The sequence below is a fragment of the Mesorhizobium sp. M1A.F.Ca.IN.022.07.1.1 genome (assembly GCF_003997575.1).
Lineage (GTDB): Bacteria > Pseudomonadota > Alphaproteobacteria > Rhizobiales > Rhizobiaceae > Mesorhizobium.
In genome coordinates, this window is record NZ_RZST01000120.1 from 1 (window position 1) to 15349 (window position 15349).

A 15349-nucleotide genomic window follows, 5' to 3' on the forward strand; every position below is an offset into this window, starting at 1 on the left:
CAATAGGGCATACCCGGAAAGGCGCGCAACGGCCTTGCCTGCGGGATTGCGTAAAAACGGAATGGCTAAAGCAGCTCGGCGATCCTACCAAACGCTGACCCGTTTCAGCGACGAATCAGATCGAAGCGAGAAGCGGGCCGCAGCCGCTGGCGCCATCCAGGGAGAAAGACACTGATTTCCTTCAAATTGTAGGCCAGGCTGAAACGGAAATCGTAACACACCGCCTTTATGCCAATGCGTCCAACAGGAGATTGGCCAGTGAGTATAAAAACCGAGACCGCGCCGGCAGAGGCCTGGAAGCATGTCGTCTGGCTGACCCTGCTGGGCACCGCGGGCTGCGTCGGCCTGTCGCTCGGCCTCAACTATCTGCTGCTGCTCAGCGACGCGTTGACGCCGTTCGGCCGCAGCGTCATCACGGCCGCCCTTCTGCCCATTATCATCGGTCTGCCGCTTTTTGCCTTACTCGGCTGGAGAGAGGTCGAGATCCGCCGTTACCGGCAGGAGCTCACCAGATCCGGCACCTACGACCATCTGACCGGCTGCCTCAACGGGGCCGTGTTCACGTCGATGGTCGACAGGCGAGCCGCCAGACCGGCCGGGCCGCGCTCCGGCGCTTTTCTCGTCATCCATCCGGAGCATCTTTCGGCGATCAATTTGCGCTTCGGCCTCGAATGGGGCGACGAAGCCTTGCGGCTGATCGCCACCGCCATCAGGTCCTCGGTGCGCAAGGAGGATCTGATCGGCCGCATCGGAACGGCGATGTTCGGTGTTTTCCTCGCGGGCGCGACCGAGGAGGACGCCAAAGAGGTCGGCAAGCGCGTCCGGGAAGCGGTCGGGCAGATCTATTTCGCGCCGAAAGGCGACAAGGACGTGCTCGCCATCCGCGTCGGCGGCGTCGTCTTCGAACATGAATTGGCTTTCGAAGACATGTTCCGCTCGGCCGAGGAAGGATTGTCCGAGTTGCAGGACGAGACCGGCTTTCACCTGTCCCATTTCAACAACTGAGCGGCGCGACCAGCGGCCAACCCCGCCGACAACCTGGCGGGAGCTGCGGTTCAAATCCCTGCGTCTCAGATGCCGCCCATGCAGAGATATTTCATCTCAAGGTAGTCCTCGAGGCCGTGGCGGGACCCCTCCCGTCCGATGCCGGACTGCTTGACGCCACCGAAGGGTGCCGCTTCCGAGGACATGCGCCCGGTGTTGATGCCCACCATGCCGTATTCCAGGGCCTCCGCCACGCGCCAGACGCGCTTCAGGTTGGACGCATAGAAATAGGCGGCTAGTCCGTAGATCGTGTCGTTGGCCTCACACACGACCTGATCGGCATCCTCGAAACGGATGACGGGGGCCAACGGCCCGAATGTCTCCTCCTGCGCCACCGTCATCGCGCTGGAGACGTCGGTAAGGACCGTCGGCTGGAAAAACGTGCCGTCTCTGGCAATCCGGCCCCCGCCGCACCGGATCGCGCCGCCCTTTGCCACGGCATCGGCGATGTGGGATTCGATCTTGGCGAGCGCCCGCCTGTCGATCAGCGGGCCGATGGCGACGCCGGGATCGAAACCGTCACCGACCTGAAGCTCGCCGACCCGCCGGACGAATTTGTCGACGAACTCATCGTGAACGTCCGACTGGACGTAAAGTCGGTTCGCCGAAACGCAAGTCTGGCCGGCATTGCGGAACTTCGCCTGGACCGCCCCGTCCACGGCGGCATCGATGTCGGCGTCGTCGAAGACGATGAAAGGCGCATTGCCGCCCAGCTCGAGACTGACCTTCTTGATCTGGTCCGAGCACTGGCGCATGAGCAGGCGTCCGACCTCGGTCGAGCCGGTAAAACTGATCTTGCGCACTTTGGGATTGTGGCAGAGCTCGCGCCCCACCGCGGCACCCTCCGAGGCATAGATGAGATTCACGACACCATCGGGAAAGCCGGCCTCGGCGGCGAGCGCGAACATGGCGCCTGCGACAAGCGGCGTCTGTTCGGCAGGCTTAAGCACAATGGCGCAGCCCGCCGCCAGCGCCGGTGAGATCTTGCGCGCCACCATCGATGCGGGAAAGTTCCATGGTGTGATCGTGCCGACGACGCCGATCGGCTGCTTGATCACCAGCATGCGGCGGTCCGTCGACGGTGCCGAGATCGTCTCGCCATAGATGCGATTGGCCTCCTCGGCATACCATTGCAGATACGCCGCCGCATGCGAGACTTCCGATCTGGCTTCGGCGAGCGGCTTGCCCATCTCCGCGGTGAGGATCGCCGCGAGATCGTCGGTGTGGGTGACGATCAGTTGATGCCACTGCCACAGCAATTCGCTGCGCTCCCGGGCGGTCAGCCCCGCCCATTCGGCCTGTGCGGCATAGGCCTTGTCGATCGCGGCGCGCGTCTCCGCAAACCCCATGTCGGGAAGTTCCGCCAGCAATTCGCCCGTCGATGGATTGAAGACCTCGAACGTGCTCCCGCCAACCGGCGTGCCAAGCGCCGGCACACGGTCGATCGCGCCGAACAGGTCAGGCGATTTCAGGTGGCGCATGATCGGCAGGCATAGGGGCAATACCGGTCTCCTCCTTCAACGAGCTGACATTTGAGAAGGTCAAGATGTATTCCGCACGTCTGCGCCTGTCATAGGGCCTGGGAAGGACGGCGGTAGACCCACCTGTGACAACTGGCTTCCTCGAACCATCGGCAGGAATGAGAGCTCGACCAAGGGAGAGGAGGTGCCCCGAAAGCGGGCTGGTGCTGCGAGAGAGGATTGAACTCTCGACCTCTCCCTTACCAAGGGAGTGCTCTACCACTGAGCTACCGCAGCCGACGCGCGCCTCAATAGCCGCTGCCGCCTTGAATTGCAAGGCGTTGCGGCCGCCTTTAACACCCTGCGCCGTTTTGGCTCGATGTTGCCAGTGTGGTTACAAACGGGCTCGGCACATGCCCCAGCCTACACCGGTCGGCCGAGAGCTACACCGTTTTTGTTGCCAGATCGTTGCCAGTCTGGATGCGAATTGGAATAGAGCCCCGTACACAGGTTTCTCGCACCCCGCCCTTCACTCACTACCTGCGAAGGGCTTCGCGCGCGTCCTTGCCCTGTCCCTGTGGCGAACGGATGCAGTTTCCAGGATTGGCCCACCCCGAATTGTAGGGCGCAAATCGATGGTCGATTTTGAGAACGGGTCGAGGAACCCGAATGCACGCCATGTTGCCGCTATCCGCCAGGCCTTGGAGGATGCGGGAACTGTTTTTGACCCCGAAGGGCCGTTGCTACCTCGCTCCGAAATCCCGAACGATGATCGACAGACGGACAATAGGATGTGGCGGCGGCGGCAGACGAAACGCGCGCCCTGAAACACCCTACGCTTTCTTGCGGTGAAGGTCTTTCGGGCGGGTGTCTGGCGAATATGTCAGCGTGATACGCTTGCCGCCGCAGACCGCGCATTTCATCTTCGGCCGCAGATCCCATTCCATGGCGGGCGCATCGGGGCCGAAGCGGCCGCGGAGCGCTGACAAATCGAGCCGCTGATGCCGGTGGCAGTCGAGGCAGCCCGCTGTGACGGACATGCGCGCGTCGATCAGCTCTTGCAGCGTCCAGCCGTTACCCACTGAGGCGATATAGGTTGCGAAGATAGCGACTGCTAAACGCAGGAACCGACCTCCCGCTGCGCTTCGGCCTAATGGCCCTTGATATACCGCGCCTCACGAAGAAGCGAGGCAACTTCGTAGCCGACCCGGTCAATCAGGTCATGCGCTTCCGCTTCGCTGATGCCCGTTTCCCTAACGAGAAAGCGCACCCGAAATTGACGCTCTGGGCTATCACAATCTACCCGTTCTTTTTTGCCATTTTCCATAGGTTCGCCGCTGTCGAAAGTCGGTGCCCGCCCGCGGCATAGAGATGCCAGCTGGACGGTAGGCGGGGCGACCCCAAGGCGCGCTCCTACCCAGGTGTGATAAACAAGCAGCGGTGCCCGGCTTGCCTTGGGTGGCGGGAGTAGGTTCGGCTCCTTTTTTGGCAAGCCGGGCTGCACGCCGGTAGGTGGCTTGGGTGTGCTCCCGACGCGGTCGAAGAGTGTCCGATTTGCCGCCCGGCTCGCAACTGCGACTGAAGTCTTAGATCCAACTGCATTCGTCCTAGTCGTGAAACATATAGCCGGGTATCTCATTGGGGTTGGGACTGGCGAGCTAACGTCCCTTCATCGTCAGTCAGTTGTTGTTGTGACGACCACCCGCCGCGACCTGCGAGCCGGCGGGTGTTTCATTGCCGGGAGAAAGCGTCGTGCAACTCGGCGAGATGATTGCCAACCTCTGCGCCGCCATCCTCCTGACGTGCCTTGTCGCCACCGTGTTCGTGCTGGCAGGAAAGCCTCTCTGGCCCGATCAAGAGGCGAAGATGGTCATCCTTCTGCCGCCGGACGCGATGACAACCGCATCAGTCGCGAGGCCCACCCACCCACGTTTACCCGATCACGTCGATGCCGGCCTGGTAGAGCCAAGGCCTGATTAGCGCCCCTGGCGAGCGCAGCCTCGGGAGAAGCCCGCGCCGCCGTGTCAGAGATCTGATACACCTTTCGCTGCTACGCTCTCCGTGCGACGCTGCATTGCTGCGCGCAAGCGCGACAAGTGCAGTTCGTAAAGGACGAGCGGATCAGCTGCTGGCGGTTCGCGCCGTTCTAAGCTCAGCCGCCGACGACAGAGACCAGTTGCTGGGGAGCTAGCCATTGCGCGTAGGAACAACCTTCCTCGATCTCTGTTCAGATACGGGATGAATAGAGCAAAGGTCGCACATGAAGGTCTATCGGGTAGAAGAGATGGATGGGGACAGCGTTGTGACTAGTCATACCATCAACGCCAATACTCCATGGGTGGCAGCGGAAACGGCCACCAGCAGTGAGGTCACCAATTTCCGCGGTGACGAACAGCGCTGGATCCGGGTCACGAATGAGGCAGACGGGGTTGTTAACAGATACGCGTTCAAGTGACCTGTTGTAACCGGCTGTTGACCCTGCGAGCCGCTCCGTTTTGCAGTTTACGCAGGTGAAGGTGAGGCGGCCCGGCCTGCGTGCGGGGAAAGTCGGGGGACGACTTGAGCGGGACAGGCCCGGCCTCTTACCCCGTTACGAGCCGGGGCAGATACGCATTATGCGCCGCCTTTTCAGCGCCTGACATGCCCCCCGCTACGCTCTCCGTCTTTTCGAAAGCGCGCTCCATAGGTCCATCTCATCGGTGATGCCGTCATCAAAAGCTTGGAGGACTTCCTTAGCCAGATGGTCCCGCTGTTCCCGGTCTTTCCTTGCTAGGCGTCGCTCGTCGCACAACCGGTTAAACACCCGCTGGAGCATGTCCAGATCAGCAGGCCCGTAGACGCGACTGCTACGCGACAACGACATAAGCGCCGCCCCTTCAGCGCGGCATCTGCGACTATCTCACAGAACGGTCCATTGTGGAACGAATTCACGGGTCAGTGATTAACGAGAAGGCGGTCGGTTCCTTCGGGAATGCAGCCGTCTCAGTGGCAACCTAAAAAGCCCGTCGCTTACGCTCATTGGCTGCGGCGGGCTTTTTATTAGTTACGCCTAAAGTTCTGATGTCGGTCGCCGAACGGTGGCGTACAATCCAGACTTGCCCCTCGGGCAAAGGCTCGGCCTGTGCGCCCATGGTCCCCTCGATACCCTCGCAGGCCGGGCCCCCGATATCTAGGCTGCATCGTGCCCCGCTGCCTTTTCCAGCAAGCGCGACAAGTGCAGTTCGTGAAGCTCCTGCATGCTTTCAACGAGTTCGAGGAATTCAATCGCCTTGGCAGCTGGCAGTTCGAGGCGTTGTAGTTTGGCTATCCGTTCCCGCTGCAGGGCAAGGTGCCGTCTGCCGAGCCTGACGTGCCCTCGCACCATCTCAATGTCATCAGCGAGCGTCATGAGCTGGAACGGCGGGGGACAGGCCTGACGTTCCCCTCGGGACCAACAGCAATGCAAGACGCATCGCTGACACCGTGGACCGAGCTGATCTTGTCGAGACCAAGCCGCATCACCTGACATTGGGCAAAGTTGAAGGCCGGCAGGCGATGCCTGAAGGAACGAATGACGGTGCCTATACCGGCCTCCTCGACAATGACGCGCCATTCGTGCCCCGTCTCGGCGATGGACACAAAGTTCCGGGTCAGATGCGGGCTTAGCCGGTGGGGGTCGGTCAATGGCCTGGTGTCCCGCAATCTCTGCTGGGAGCGGTCAATCGCCTTCCTCGCTTCAGCAATCAGCCTAACGTCATCCGCGGATAGGCGCGCGCGTGAAAAATACTTGACGGAATGGTCGGACATGACTCGCTCCGGTCTTGATGCAGACGGGAGCGCTAGGTCGCTGTCTCTCAGCCGCCGGCGTCCTTTGGTAGTTGCCGACGATAATGGTTAACATACACGATGTCGGTTCTGTTCCCACGAAATACCAAAAGACCTTAGCCCTCTCTCCGAGTGGCGACGGGCCGAAGCCTGCCACGTTCATTCGTAGGCCCGCGGCGGGCTCGAAGAGCGCGTCCAGGTCTCTTCCAGCAAGCGCTCCCAGTGGGCGACGTGCTCGGCCTGCACCCGCATGAACTTGCGCAAGAATTCTTGCGCCTCGTCTATCGGGTGACCGTCTCGCGCCAGCTTGTCGATGAGTTCACGCTGGCGAGCGATTATCGCCTCGCCCTCGCGGACGTGGCGCTCTGCCTTTTCCAGTAGGCTCTCCCGGCGTCGCATTGCGGGCTCGCTTTAGGTTCTTCTCAAGTTCTTCCAACAGCTGGTCAGCATCGGTTATCCCGCGTCCGAAAAGGCTCATCACCTTGAGCGCGACGTTCTCGCGCTCATCAACGCTTTCGATCTTGTGACTTGAGCAGTAGTCGCTCACTGCCTTCGCTAGAATGTTGATTTCGGCAGGCTCAATTATGCCGTACGCCAGCATGCCCACGTTCCTGAGCGGGACAGCACTATGAAGGCTCTCACACATTCGTTCACCCTCTACCCCGAGACGCCACACCCGCAAGACAATACACCCCGAAAAAGTCGGGCACGAGTCGATTAGATTGGATTGACCGCTGCGAAACGTCACTTGCTGCTCTGAGAGACATCAGTGCGACTGCGACAGCGTCAGAGTTGCGGAATAGACACTCAAGCCAGCTTCGTCCTGTACCGACACGACTAGCCTGCGGTCCTGCTCGGCGACCACCGTTTCCTCGCCCGCAATGTCGTGTAGCGCCCTTAGCGCTTCCTTCCGCGCATCGCTGATGGTGGCCAGGTCCACCCAGGCGTCTCCAAGGCTCTCCCCATTCCAAACGACTTCGAACCGATAATGCGGCATACCCTATCGTGATCTGCGCCAGACCAGCCCGCATTCAAATTTGAGGGTCAGGAGAAGTCCGGCGGTTCCATTTTTGGTGGCCGGCTACGTCCTTTGCGGGGAGGGTCTTTCGGGCTGGTGTCGGGCGAATAGGTCAGCGTGATCGGCTTGCCGCCGCACATCGTGCGTTTCATCTTCAGCTGCAGATCCTACTCCGTGCGGGAGCGTCAGGGCCGAACCGATCGGAGCGCCGGCAGATCTCTGATGCCGATCGCAGTTCTCGGGCACCTCTTGGTCTCAGTCGGCCAAACCGCCCCTCCGGTGTTGCATGGCTGTAAGGATCACCCTCAACAGGCTACCGACATCCTCAATCTCCTCGGGCGAGATGCCTTCGCGCCCTGCAGCTTCCATGGCCGCGTCGGACAGATAGATGATTGCGAGCGGATCGTCGGTCGTCGCATTTGGCACATGCTCCGCCATCCATTTATCGAGGAAATTTTTCCCACGCGTGCTCATAGCAGCTTAGGTTCCTTCTCGAGCTCCCGGTCGGATGCCGATTGTGCTCGATGCTGGCGGTCGAACAGCTTTCGCGTCCCTGACCGCCGTCCACTCAGCGTTTCGCACTGTCGCGATCGGCTTCTGCCCGCGTTAGGAATTTTTCCGTAACTTGTGACAGGTTGCTCTTCAACCACTCAGCCATCGCTTCCTCTTCCCGCAGATTCTGCTCACAGACGCGGGCGATCTCGGCTTCGCCCTCTGCATTCGCGGCGGCGATGAGGATGGTGTAAGATGCGATTTCCATGTGCTCGAAGGTGTAGCTGGCCAGGGACCCCTTCATGACCTCGTCGCCAGCAAATACGCCGCTGAGCGACTGCGCCGTCGCGGTCAGCTTGCCGCCTGCGTCCTTCAGCATGGAAGAGCCCTCGTCAAGGCCGTCCAGGCAGGTCTTCAACCGCTTGGCCTGTTCCCTTGTCTCTTCCAGGTGGATGCGGATTCTATCGCTGAGTTCGGGGTAGCTCTCGATCCGGTTCAATTGGCCGGATAGCATCGTTTCGGCTTGTTCTTCCATGGCGTGGGCATCCCTCAGCCATTGGATCAGCCATTCGCGCGACTCAGACATTGCTCTTCTCCGTAGTTGGTCGAGCCGAACCTCTGCTGATGCGATTTGTTCCTCGAAAGACGTTAGGTGCCTAATTGAGCTAGAACCCGTTTTGCCCCTTCGTCCTGCACCTCCCCGAAGTGAGATCTGAGATCATCGCCGGCACCAGCATAACGCCCTGAGGGCTTTGCCAACCGGTAGTCACTGGCGGCGAGCCTCAGTACAATCACGATCCGGGCACCCACGTGCCGTATCGAGAGTGACGGTTCACTGTAGGACGGGGAGCGTAATTGAGGCACTCCCCCCGTAACCTATGGACGCAGGCACATGACGCGGGCCCGCCAAAAATGATGGCGGCCGAAGTTTTCAAGTTCCGCGACAGTATGCATCGGCCGCCGGATTCCGCCAGTTCGGAAGAAGGCCGGCCGCGCCAAGTTGGAAAGTCCTGTTGGAGCGAGTGCTGCATGCAGAGCTACATGGTTGAAGTAATGTCCGGTCACGTGGTCACATCCCACTAAGTTGCGGTTGCAGAAACACCGTCGAAAGCAGCTATTGCGGTCACGGGTCGGGCGGTTCATGATTGGCGCCAGGAATGTGCTGTGGATCCGCGTGACAACCAAGCCGACTGGACAGTCTACAAATTCGCTCAAGTGAGCCCGAGCTGGGAAGGACCAGCTCGCAACCTCGACGTTGTCGGATTGATGACACTGGCCGACGATGCCGCATGCTGGAAATGTTCGTGCTTGGGGGAGTCATGCCATGATGCATGACCAGCCGGGCTGTTCAGCCTCTTCACTCTCGAACCGTCTCAACTGACAAAGACCCGGCTGGAAGCGGTCGCAACAGATCGCCCTCCGATTCCGTCAGGTTGAGCCAGGCGGACCAGTTCTCCGGCTCAAGGACCACGAGCTGACGGGCGCAATGTCGGGACTGGGATCCGTCGTCAGCATGGTGAAGGTGGGCGGCTTGTTGCCGGCCGCTTCGCGCCAGAGCCCCGCGATCGCCATGAACGGGGCGCCGTCGACGTGAACCGGTGCTTCGCCTTCGGGTACTTCGTTCCGGTGAACTCGAAGAAGGCCGATACCGGCACAAGACAGCGCCTGCTGTTTGCGAACTGTCGCCCCTCCGACCGAAAATTGAACACCGGCCCGCCCTTTGGACCGGAGGGCGGGAAGCCGAATGTCATCGAGGCTAGCTCGATTGCATCGCCGGCAGCGCGCATTACCGGAGCCGGGTCGTTGATGCGGATGTCAGCTTGCGGCAGGTCAAGTTCACTCTGATGGCTGGAGATCTGCAAGGCGAGCGACTCCATGATGCGGCAGTATTCGGCCCAAGCGATATGCTGCTCGTAGTCGTTGCACATGGGTTTGAGCCTTAGCGTTGTCGCGCGTCTATCTTTCTCGCCAGAAGACGCGCCTCTCGAAGTCGAGAGTTCGCGTCGTTGCCGATCAGGTCGATGAGCTCGCGCGCCTGGGCCTCGGTGATACCGGTTTCGCGCATGAGAAACCGCACTCGAAAATCCCTTCACCGCCTGAATGCGTTCGTCGCGCTCTTTCTTGCTCTCGGCCATGGAGGGTCCCTCTGGCCGTGAATCCGGATCCGGGCGAAAGGTTCCATACGGCGGCTAGCTATCGCGGAGACGCCTCAGGTGTTCGGTGTGTTGGCGTTGGGCCGCCTCAAACTCCCGCAACAGGTGTTCGGCTTCACCTATGGGTTGGCCACGCACTTCCATTCTGGCGATCAACGCCCGCTGGCGCGCTACGCGTTCCGTGCGCTACCGAACGTGGCGCTGCGCCATTTCCAACGGGGTTTCGCGGCGGGATTGCAGGCGGATCATAGCAGGATTCAGCCGTCCCGTTTGCTGGTTCTCCTTGCCAACCCCGGACGGCAAGAGCCCGCTCGCCTGGGAGGCCGAACGGGCTCCGGGGAATGCAGCACAGATCCCCAAACGGCGCCTCGCCTGGCAACGCGCGCCGCGAGACCGAACCCGCTATCCTAGAGAAGGCTTGAGAACCTATTCGCCGCGTCTAAGTTGCGGGCGTATCGCGATCGGCTTGAGCTAGGCGAAGCAAACACGCTGTACGCGGTGCCGCTGGTTCGCTTGCAGTCCCTGGCAATGGCACAAACCGACGTACAAGGGCTCGCCGGTGACAACGTCACTCACGGCACCGCAAAGGCATCCGCCGCTTCGCGCTACCAAGTCTGCGTTATCAGTCATGGCCGTCGTCCGTTTTTATTCGGCCGGCAAAGGCAAAGCCGGACAAGTCCGTTCAGAGGCCTAATTCTATCGGGCGATGTCCGCAACAAGACCCAACTCCAACGCTCTTTCGGCCATCAGGTAGCAGTTGTTTAAGGCGTGATCACGAAGCTGCTCCAGAGATATCTTCGAACCCTCCACAAGATCCTCAAAGCCTTCGTTTTCGAGCCGCTCAGCAGTCTGCAGCAAGGCAAGTTGTTCCCGGACGATCTGGAGGCAACTGCGGATTGGCCCATTCAGGACCAGTTCCTTTTCGAGCCGACGTTCGTGGACCAGCAAGACTGCCCGCGGACATAAAAACCGGGAACTCTTCGGGAAAGCTGCGAGGACGGTGATCCCGGCAGAATAGACCGTGTTCTTGCCAAGGACGAAGCCGTTGCGGCCAGAGTGTTTCAGGAACAGCTTGATCTCTAGGGCAATTCGTCGGGCGCCATCTGCGTCGCCGTCAGGCGTATCAATTTCAACGTACAGATCATTCCCGCCGTCACGAACCGCTTTCAGGCATTCGAAACGACGGTCTGGTCTATCAGGCCATGGACTCGTAGGTTTGGTTCGAACAGCAGCCGACTAAGGTCGGGAGCGGCACGCGACGTGCCGGCTTCTTCGCTGATGTGGGACGCTCTGTCCATGGGCAGTCCTTGTTTGCGTGCAGCCGGAACCAAGTGACAGCCTATTTGTTCCCGCTCGCCCCCGCGTCTATAGCCGGCACACAACCAATTGCAGGAGGAACGCGTGCACAATGCAATGCAGTCGGAATTTGCTTCGTGACGCAATGCGTGGGTGGAACATCCGGTTCGCCTCCCAGTTGGGTGCGTTCCCGCGCTGAGGAACGGCCGCTTGGCAGAGAATTCCGTCCGAAGCTTCAATATCAATTTCGGCCCTCAGCACCCGGCCGCTCACGGTGTGCTGCGGCTAGTGCTGGAGCTCGACGGCGAAGTAGTCGACCGGGTTGATCCGCATATCGGACTGCTTCATCGTGGCACCGAAAAGCTGATTGAGACGAAGACCTACCTGCAGGCCCTGCCGTATTTCGACCGGCTCGACTACGTGGCGCCGATGAACCAGGAACATGCCTGGTGTCTGGCGATCGAGAAGCTCACGGGTTTGACGGTGCCGAGGCGTGGGCAACTGATCCGGGTCCTGTATAGCGAAATTTCGCGCATCCTTTCGCATCTGCTCAACGTCACCACCCAAGCCATGGATGTCGGGGCGCTTACGCCGCCGCTCTGGGGCTTCATCGAGCGCGAGAAGCTGATGGTCTTCTATGAGCGCGCAAGCGGCTCACGGATGCATGCAGCTTTTTTCCGACCAGGCGGCGTACACCAGGATCTGCCCGACGAGCTTATCTCGGATATCGGCAAGTGGATCGATCCGTTTCTGAAATCAGTGGATGACCTAGACAGGCTGCTGACGGACAATCGGATCTTCAAGCTCCGCAACGTGGATATCGGGCAGATTTCGGAATCGGATGCTTGGGGTTGGGGGTTCTCCGGGGTAATGGTGCGTGGCTCCGGTGCTGCTTGGGACCTGCGCAAGGCCCAGCCCTACGAGTGCTATTCCGAAATGGATTTCGATATTCCGATTGGTAAGAACGGCGACTGCTACGATCGATACCTCGTGCGCATGGAGGAGATGCGTCAGTCAGCGAGGATAATGCGCCAGTGCGTGGATCTGCTGGCTAAAGAAGGGCCGGGTCCGGTTTCCAACGCGGACGGTAAGATCGTGCCGCCGAAACGTGCGGCCATGAAGCGGTCGATGGAGGCGCTGATACACCATTTCAAGCTCTACACCGAGGGATTTCGGGTCCCGACCGGAGAAGTGTATGCTGCTGTGGAAGCTCCGAAAGGAGAGTTCGGCGTCTACCTGGTATCTGACGGGACTAACAAACCTTACCGGTGCAAGCTGAGAGCCCCGAGCTTCGCGCATCTTCAGGCTATGGATCTGCTTTGCCGCGGCCATATGCTGGCTGACGTTACCGCCATCCTGGGCTCTCTGGACATAGTACTGGGGGACGTAGATCGTTAGCCCCCAAGGTCGGCCGGTCAAGTTGCCCGCGCTCTCACGGGAAACCAGGTAGACTACCGAATCCATAAGCCCCTCGAGGCAGCTCTCCGTCGCAAAGATCACCATGCTCTCGAGATGCTTAGCACCTCGGTCAATCCCCTCGCGGGGACTCATAGCGGCGTCACGTTCTTTTCGTGCAGGTAGGTGGTGTAAAAGTCCCCTGCACGCACGAGTTCATTCCAGTCGACAACTTTGAGCCTTGAGCCCGAGGTGGATATCAGGCCATCGCGGCGAAGTTCCTGAAGCACTCGGTTGACGTGAACGGTGGACAGACCCAGTGCGTCGCCAAGCACGGCCTGGCTGACCGGAAATTCCGCCACGTGGTCCTGAATTTGGCCGACTGCATGGAGACGGACGATGAGCTCACACAGGAGGTGAGCCATGCGAACATAGGCCTCCCGCCTTCCGACATTGGTGACCCACTCTCTATAAATCGCTGCATCGATCAGCGTTGAGCGCCAGAACACGTTGGCGATGGACGGGTGTTTGGTGCAGATGGCACGCAGCGCATCGTGGCGCATGAACCCCACTCGGGCCGGCGTTAGTGGCGCGAAGGTGCAATCCATAACCGAAAGATGAATTCCGTGGAGATCCGGGAGGTCTCCCGGAACAAAGATCGATGTGATCTGCCGCTTCCCCTCGCCGGTGAACTTCGCAGATGACACCAGGCCGTCCAGAACAGCGAAGGAATGAGAGGGTCGGTCGCCCTCGCGCACGATATCGTCTCCTGCCCGGTAGTCGCGCTCCTGAACCGCGATATCTCTCAAAGTAGCAATATCGGCTGAGGCAAGATCAGAGATGATCTGGAGCTTGCGAATAATCAGGTCAGAGCAAGAAGCTGGCAACACTGAGCTGATCGACATAAGCCCCAACCTCTATCGGGCCCCAATGTTCCCGTGCGTGAGCATGGCTCTTTGTTCCCCAAGTTTATTGCGCCTCAAGACCCTGGGCCGCCGATGGAGTCTGGTCCGTTGACGCCTTTGTGTCGGCTTCCCAGCCCGAAAAGACGACCGCCCAACGGGCCGGGGGTGTGGGTCGATGGTCGTCGGATCGCGAGGGACGATAGAGTCAGCAAACTGCGTTGCGATAGGCCCTTACACATGTGTCAATGGTTCGGGCTCCGAAGAAAATAGTGCATGTTCTGTGGCCCCCAACGTGGCCCAACGCCATGGCCGAGTCCGACCTCTTGGAATGATTTTTGCTGATAACGAAGGAACAGCTTTTAGGATCGCAGGTTCGGAGCCCGGCGGCCCCTCTGCTTCCAAGGTGCCGTCGTGTCGAAGGCACCGCCTGCCCGGCGTGGTCGGGCGGCCCGCTTGGGAGGAGGAGAAGGCCATGGCTTCAGCAAGACTGGCGAAAGGCGCGTTCACACCTGTCGATGTTGAATTTCTTTGCCAGATTCTCGAGCGCGGTTCGGTGGCAAAGGAAACTGCCGCGGAGCGAGAGCGCCGCGCTTTGCGGATAATTGCCAGCTACATGGCCGGCGTCACCGATGAGCGGCAGTTGATTGAGCTGTCTCACAAGCCGTTAGGACGGTAGCGCGAGCACCACCTGGCGACGCATCCTTTCAGCCGACAGCGCGAATACTCGAAGGACAGTGCTGTACAACAATTGTTGCCCGCTCCGACGGACAGGTTTTCTATCGCTCGCGATAAACCCTACCATTTTTCGCGGTTGCGGACTCGCTGCTGCGTCGCTACCTCATAGGCGGACTCCTGCCCGGTTGTGATGAACGCATCACCTACGATCAGTGAGCGGTCCGTCTTGCGCCAAAGGGAAATATGTCCCGGCGCGTGCCCTGGAGTGTGGAGCCACTGCCAATCTGGCATTCCCGGAACCGAGCCATCGTCAGGGAGCGCGTTCAAACGGTCCCCGAGATCGACCGGCCCGCATGGGAAAAGCGGTGAGAGCAACGCCATCAGACCTCCGCCCGCCCGCGGGTCAGGCGGGGGTAGGACGCTGTTCCGTTCAGATAGGGATGTTCGAGCGTGTGCGCATAGACCGGAGCCCCCCACATCCGCGACAGTTCAACGACCGTTCCCACGTGTCGAAGTGACCATGCGTCAGGAGGATTGCCGCCGGTCAGGCGTTTTTGCCGAAACGCGCCTCCGCGACCGCGACAATGGCGCCTCGAGAGGTTGGCAGACCGGTATCAATCAGCACCCAACTGGAGTCGCGGGGCCGGGCATACCAAAGAACACCGCATTCACGATCGAAAGGCGAAGGTAGGCAAGATCGGGCGCGATACTCCAGGCCCCATCGCCGCGGTCCTCACGTCCGGCGCGATCGATCTTGGAGAGGGGTATTTGAATTGTCATTAGGCCGCGTTGCCTTGTCACTTTGTCTCAGAGTCGTCGCCCCGACGGCGCAGGGAACCGCCGTGTTCGGTCGCGACAGGTAGTTTCGCTTTGCGCACGCGAATACTGTCTTGAGGGCGCCCAAACCTGCAGAGACTACCTGGTTTTGCGAGTAGCGGCCGCTGCCTGCGCCGGCGCCTCCTGGATGTTGGCGGCGCCGCCCATGTCACCGTTCTTGGTGCGGCCCGCCCCCGGTCCTGCTCCAAGATCGGCGCCGGTCATCGGATCGGAAGCCGGGTCCGAGAGCGTCCGCTCCGCCAGATTGGCCGCGACCTTCTTGTCCTTGGC

Annotated in this window: 17 protein-coding genes, 1 tRNA gene and 3 pseudogenes; 6 read left to right on the forward strand and 15 right to left on the reverse strand. The window is 60.4% G+C overall.

What is annotated here, in order from left to right; genetic code table 11:
* Positions 1-258: 258 nt before the first annotated feature.
* Positions 259-1005 (forward strand): GGDEF domain-containing protein, encoded by a 747-nt coding sequence (locus EOA75_RS15510; RefSeq protein ID WP_245322566.1) that lies wholly within the window; start codon positions 259-261, stop codon positions 1003-1005.
* A gap of 65 nt (positions 1006-1070) precedes the next feature.
* Here the strand turns inward: EOA75_RS15510 and EOA75_RS15515 are convergent, their stop codons facing one another.
* The 4 genes from EOA75_RS15515 to EOA75_RS34045 all read right to left on the reverse strand — a co-directional run bounded on the left by EOA75_RS15515 (position 1071) and on the right by EOA75_RS34045 (position 3831).
* A complete protein-coding gene (locus EOA75_RS15515) occupies positions 1071-2546 on the reverse strand; it encodes an NAD-dependent succinate-semialdehyde dehydrogenase (protein WP_164747401.1) in 1476 nt (491 codons plus the stop codon).
* A gap of 180 nt (positions 2547-2726) precedes the next feature.
* A tRNA-Thr gene (locus EOA75_RS15520) sits at positions 2727-2801 on the reverse strand.
* 536 nt (positions 2802-3337) lie between these two features.
* Complete coding sequence (locus EOA75_RS15530; RefSeq protein ID WP_245466644.1) at positions 3338-3544, reverse strand: hypothetical protein; 207 nt, start codon at positions 3542-3544, stop codon at positions 3338-3340.
* A 110-nt stretch (positions 3545-3654) separates the two neighbouring features.
* Complete coding sequence (locus tag EOA75_RS34045; protein ID WP_164747402.1) at positions 3655-3831, reverse strand: hypothetical protein; 177 nt, start codon at positions 3829-3831, stop codon at positions 3655-3657.
* Positions 3832-4256: 425 nt separating this feature from the next.
* Here EOA75_RS34045 and EOA75_RS15535 point away from each other — a divergent pair, with 425 nt between their 5' ends.
* Both EOA75_RS15535 and EOA75_RS15540 read left to right on the forward strand, forming a co-directional pair.
* A complete protein-coding gene (locus EOA75_RS15535; RefSeq protein WP_095802947.1) occupies positions 4257-4484 on the forward strand; it encodes a polymerase in 228 nt (75 codons plus the stop codon).
* Positions 4485-4764: 280 nt separating this feature from the next.
* Entirely contained in the window at positions 4765-4959 is a 195-nt protein-coding gene (locus EOA75_RS15540; protein ID WP_095802948.1) for a hypothetical protein, read from the forward strand.
* Positions 4960-5673: 714 nt separating this feature from the next.
* Here the strand turns inward: EOA75_RS15540 and EOA75_RS15550 are convergent.
* Positions 5674-5892, reverse strand: a complete 219-nt coding sequence (locus EOA75_RS15550) for a hypothetical protein (protein WP_095802949.1) — start codon at positions 5890-5892, stop codon at positions 5674-5676.
* The gene (locus EOA75_RS15555; RefSeq protein WP_127324606.1) at positions 5889-6290 is read right to left on the reverse strand and encodes a hypothetical protein; all 402 of its coding nucleotides are present in this window, start codon (positions 6288-6290) and stop codon (positions 5889-5891) included. The genes EOA75_RS15550 and EOA75_RS15555 overlap by 4 nt, the downstream gene beginning before the upstream one ends.
* A 240-nt stretch (positions 6291-6530) precedes the next feature.
* Between EOA75_RS15555 and EOA75_RS34050 the strand changes: the two genes are divergently transcribed.
* Entirely contained in the window at positions 6531-6689 is a 159-nt protein-coding gene (locus EOA75_RS34050) for a hypothetical protein (protein WP_164747403.1), read from the forward strand.
* A 385-nt stretch (positions 6690-7074) separates the two neighbouring features.
* On the opposite strand, the gene EOA75_RS34055 is transcribed toward EOA75_RS34050, so the two are convergent.
* The 6 genes and pseudogenes from EOA75_RS34055 to EOA75_RS15575 all read right to left on the reverse strand — a co-directional run bounded on the left by EOA75_RS34055 (position 7075) and on the right by EOA75_RS15575 (position 10919).
* Positions 7075-7248, reverse strand: a complete 174-nt coding sequence (locus EOA75_RS34055; protein WP_164746643.1) for a hypothetical protein — start codon at positions 7246-7248, stop codon at positions 7075-7077.
* Between the two features lie 104 nt (positions 7249-7352).
* Entirely contained in the window at positions 7353-7478 is a 126-nt protein-coding gene (locus EOA75_RS35610; RefSeq protein ID WP_280951803.1) for a hypothetical protein, read from the reverse strand.
* A gap of 103 nt (positions 7479-7581) precedes the next feature.
* Complete coding sequence (locus EOA75_RS15560; RefSeq protein WP_245456843.1) at positions 7582-7764, reverse strand: hypothetical protein; 183 nt, start codon at positions 7762-7764, stop codon at positions 7582-7584.
* A gap of 130 nt (positions 7765-7894) precedes the next feature.
* Positions 7895-8404 (reverse strand): DUF892 family protein, encoded by a 510-nt coding sequence (locus EOA75_RS15565; RefSeq protein WP_095802953.1) that lies wholly within the window; start codon positions 8402-8404, stop codon positions 7895-7897.
* 771 nt (positions 8405-9175) lie between these two features.
* Positions 9176-9746: pseudogene (locus tag EOA75_RS15570) on the reverse strand (SOS response-associated peptidase family protein).
* A gap of 921 nt (positions 9747-10667) precedes the next feature.
* A complete protein-coding gene (locus EOA75_RS15575) occupies positions 10668-10919 on the reverse strand; it encodes a hypothetical protein (protein WP_127239591.1) in 252 nt (83 codons plus the stop codon).
* Positions 10920-11477: 558 nt separating this feature from the next.
* Between EOA75_RS15575 and EOA75_RS15580 the strand changes: the two genes are divergently transcribed.
* A complete protein-coding gene (locus EOA75_RS15580) occupies positions 11478-12665 on the forward strand; it encodes an NADH-quinone oxidoreductase subunit D (RefSeq protein ID WP_095825930.1) in 1188 nt (395 codons plus the stop codon).
* A 149-nt stretch (positions 12666-12814) separates the two neighbouring features.
* On the opposite strand, the gene EOA75_RS15585 is transcribed toward EOA75_RS15580, so the two are convergent.
* Positions 12815-13567 (reverse strand): Crp/Fnr family transcriptional regulator, encoded by a 753-nt coding sequence (locus tag EOA75_RS15585; protein ID WP_164746644.1) that lies wholly within the window; start codon positions 13565-13567, stop codon positions 12815-12817.
* Positions 13568-14039: 472 nt separating this feature from the next.
* On the opposite strand from EOA75_RS15585, the gene EOA75_RS15590 reads away from it, so the two are divergent.
* Complete coding sequence (locus EOA75_RS15590) at positions 14040-14243, forward strand: hypothetical protein (RefSeq protein WP_245322467.1); 204 nt, start codon at positions 14040-14042, stop codon at positions 14241-14243.
* Between the two features lie 149 nt (positions 14244-14392).
* Here the strand turns inward: EOA75_RS15590 and EOA75_RS15595 are convergent.
* Both EOA75_RS15595 and EOA75_RS15600 read right to left on the reverse strand, forming a co-directional pair.
* Positions 14393-15022: pseudogene (locus EOA75_RS15595) on the reverse strand (MBL fold metallo-hydrolase); the annotation flags it as partial.
* Between the two features lie 135 nt (positions 15023-15157).
* Positions 15158-15349 (reverse strand): annotated as a pseudogene (locus EOA75_RS15600) (manganese catalase family protein); the annotation flags it as partial.